This is a genomic window from Amnibacterium sp., from assembly GCF_025463795.1.
Classification (GTDB): domain Bacteria; phylum Actinomycetota; class Actinomycetes; order Actinomycetales; family Microbacteriaceae; genus Amnibacterium.
In genome coordinates this window covers 1-2,645 of sequence record NZ_JAODBE010000081.1, presented here as the reverse complement: position 1 = coordinate 2,645, position 2,645 = coordinate 1, and the positions used below count along the sequence as shown (strand labels likewise).

Here is a 2,645-nt window from a genome sequence, read left to right as displayed (position 1 = left end):
TCGCGGTCGCCCCGGTGACGACCAGCACCACCGCGAGCGCCGCGGCGGTGAGGGCGGGAACCAGGTAGTGCCGCCTGGCGCCGATCGTCCACGCGGACCGGGGCTCGAGGCCGGCCGAACGCAGCGCGGCGGGCTGCGACCGGATCGCGGGCGTGGAGGCCACGATCGCCAGGCCGACGCTGACGGCGACGCCCGGGCCGACGGCGATCGGCACGCCGAGCCAGTCCGGATGAGCGCCGTCGATCGCCGCAGCGAGGACCGCGGTCGCGACGGCGGCGAGCAGGGCCACGACGAGCGTGATCTGCACCACGAGGAGCGTCCCGCCGCGCCGCTCGGCGGGCGCGCGCCGCACCAGAGCACCCGGGAGGAGCAGGGCCACGAGCAGCGCCGCTGCGCAGATCCCCATGGCCGTCAGACCGAATCCGCCGATGATGCCCATCGTGAGCCTCCTTGTGTCAACTGGACAGTACAAGCGGGAGTCGGTGGGTCAAGCAGGATCGCGGTCCGGCTGCGGGCAGCGACCGATTCGGCGGCGCGCGGCGCGCCTCGGGTGCGGGACCATCGGCGACCAGAATCGCCGGATGGTCCAGATCTCCGTGCACGGCTCCGCATCCCGATTCCTCCCCGCCGAACGCGGCACGATCGAGGTCGCCATCGCCCTCGAGCACGAGGACCGCGCGACCGCGATGCAGCAGGTGGCGGGGCTGCACGAGCGGTTCGTCGCGGATGCGAAGTCCTTCGTGCACGCCGGCGCCGCGACCTGGTGGGGGAGCGACCAGGTGCGTGCCCGCGCGGAGCGCCGCTACGTGAAGGACAGCGATGCGCACCGCACCGTGCAGGTGGCCTCCGCGGAGGTGCGGGTGAAGTTCCGCGATTTCCCGGCGTTGTCGGAGTGGTTCGAGCACGCCGGCGCCGTGCCGGGCGTCGCGATCGGTGGCATCGAATGGACACTCACCGAGGAGCACCGCAGCCAGGAGGAGCGCGACGTGCGCGTGCAGGCGGTCGCGGATGCGGTGCAGCGGGCGGAGGCGTACGCCGAGGCGATCGGCGGCACGGGCGTGACGCTCCAGCAACTCTGGGAGCCGGGGCTCCGGCCCCACTCGGGCGGTGCGGTCGAAGGCGCCTACGTGACGGCGATGGCAGTGGCGGGGAGCCGTTCGAGCATCGAGCTGCGCCCGGACGACATCGAGATCAGCGCCGCCGTGACGGCCGACTTCCTGGTGACCGGGCTGGGCTGAGGCGCGTCCGTCGGTTCAGAACGGGCAGTCGTCCGCCTCGAGCCCGGTGCCGGAGGTGCGCACCCGAAGTGATGGACGGACGATGCGGACGGCACCCCATCGGGACCGCCAGATCGTGCTGCCGTCGTCCGCCACGGTGACCTTCCAATGGCCGCCCTCGTCCTTCATCTGGTGTGAGGGGCGGCACAGCGGCTGCAGGTTGGTGTGGCGGGTGCGGCCGTCGTGCTCGACCCGGGTGATGTGGTCGAGATCGGCCCGGTGCGCCGGTAGCCCGCAGTCGTCGCCGGTGCAGGTCGGTGTTCGAAGGTGGATGAGCTTCTTCAGCGCGCTCGGGATGAAGCGCTCCCTGGAGTCGATGGCGAGAACGGCGTCGTCGACGGGGTCGGTGAGCACGCGGGTCCAGCTGAGGGTGTGCTGGATGATCCGGCGGGCGACGTCGGCGTCGATGGAGCCCATCCCGGCGAGCTCGGCGGGCTCGTCGCACGCCCCCGTGGCCGTGCCCGCGGACATCACGACGAGCAGGCTCGCCTGAACCGCCTTGCGATGCGGCACGCGAAGGCTGCCGAGCCGTTCCATCGGGTAGGACGGATCGCTCATCTCGGGGGCGTCGGCCGCGGCACCGTGGAGGATCAGGTCGAGAACGATGTCCGCCCTCAGCTGGCCGAGGGTTCGGCACTCACCGGCCCGACCGTGCGCCTTCACCGCCGCCTGCCGGACCGCGTCGTACGCCGCCGCGACGTCGGTCGAGTCGGTGTTGATGGTGAGCGATGCCTGGCCGTCCATCCCGGGCCTCGCCGCAACGTGCCGGCGGTTGCTCGCCCGTCGGTGGCGATCCGTCACCGCCTGCGGATCGAGTCGATCGCGCAGCATCGCCAGCTTCCGGAGCAGCACGGCCGGCTTCTCCTCCTGAACGAGCTGGGCGGCGGCGAGGTCGAAGGCGACGAGCCTGTCGCCCTCCAGCCCACCCGACTGGTCGGCGGCGATCGAGGCGGCCGTCTCCGAGCAGCAGCCCTCGAGGAACGCGGCCCAGGTGGCGGGCAGGTGGTCGCGCAGGGTCCAGCCCTCGGCGAGCTGCCGCTCGACCGTCTGCCGCGGGATGCGCAGCACCGTGCCCTGGTGGAGCAGGAAGGCGCGGACGATCGCGTCGTCCGTCCGGACCGTTCGACCCTGCGCCTGCTCCTCGAGCACCATCGCGTCGAAGCCGGCGAGCATCACCTGTCGGCGCATCGCGGCGGCTTGATTCAGGACGCGATCCGCTTGGGCGAGCGCTCCCGTGAAGAGCGCTTCGCGGGCATCCAGATCGGCGAATTCATCAGCTGCGCCGTCGGGTGGAGGGGGTTCCTCGGGGTTCCTCGTCATGCCCGAAGTGAACACCCGGGGTCCGACATCGATTCGACTCCGGATCAG

The 2,645-nt window shown here is 72.1% G+C and carries 3 protein-coding genes; 1 reads left to right on the top strand and 2 read right to left on the bottom strand.

The genetic code is table 11. From position 1 onward, the window contains the following. Positions 1-439: hypothetical protein (locus JWQ92_RS07970; protein WP_297343929.1), on the bottom strand; the 439-nt coding region annotated here is incomplete at its 3' end. Positions 440-581: 142 nt separating this feature from the next. Here JWQ92_RS07970 and JWQ92_RS07965 point away from each other — a divergent pair. Next, complete coding sequence (locus JWQ92_RS07965; protein WP_297343928.1) at positions 582-1,238, top strand: SIMPL domain-containing protein; 657 nt, start codon at positions 582-584, stop codon at positions 1,236-1,238. A 15-nt stretch (positions 1,239-1,253) separates the two neighbouring features. Here JWQ92_RS07965 and JWQ92_RS07960 read toward each other — a convergent pair whose 3' ends face one another. Beyond that, positions 1,254-2,597 (bottom strand): HNH endonuclease signature motif containing protein, encoded by a 1,344-nt coding sequence (locus JWQ92_RS07960; RefSeq protein ID WP_297343927.1) that lies wholly within the window; start codon positions 2,595-2,597, stop codon positions 1,254-1,256. Positions 2,598-2,645: the final 48 nt, after the last annotated feature.

What these genes read in the sequence shown, in the direction of transcription:
- JWQ92_RS07965 (WP_297343928.1), top strand. Translation starts at nt 582, where the DNA reads ATGGTCCAGATCTCCGTGCACGGCTCCGCATCCCGATTCCTCCCCGCC.
- JWQ92_RS07960 (WP_297343927.1), bottom strand. Translation starts at nt 2,597, where the DNA reads ATGACGAGGAACCCCGAGGAACCCCCTCCACCCGACGGCGCAGCTGAT.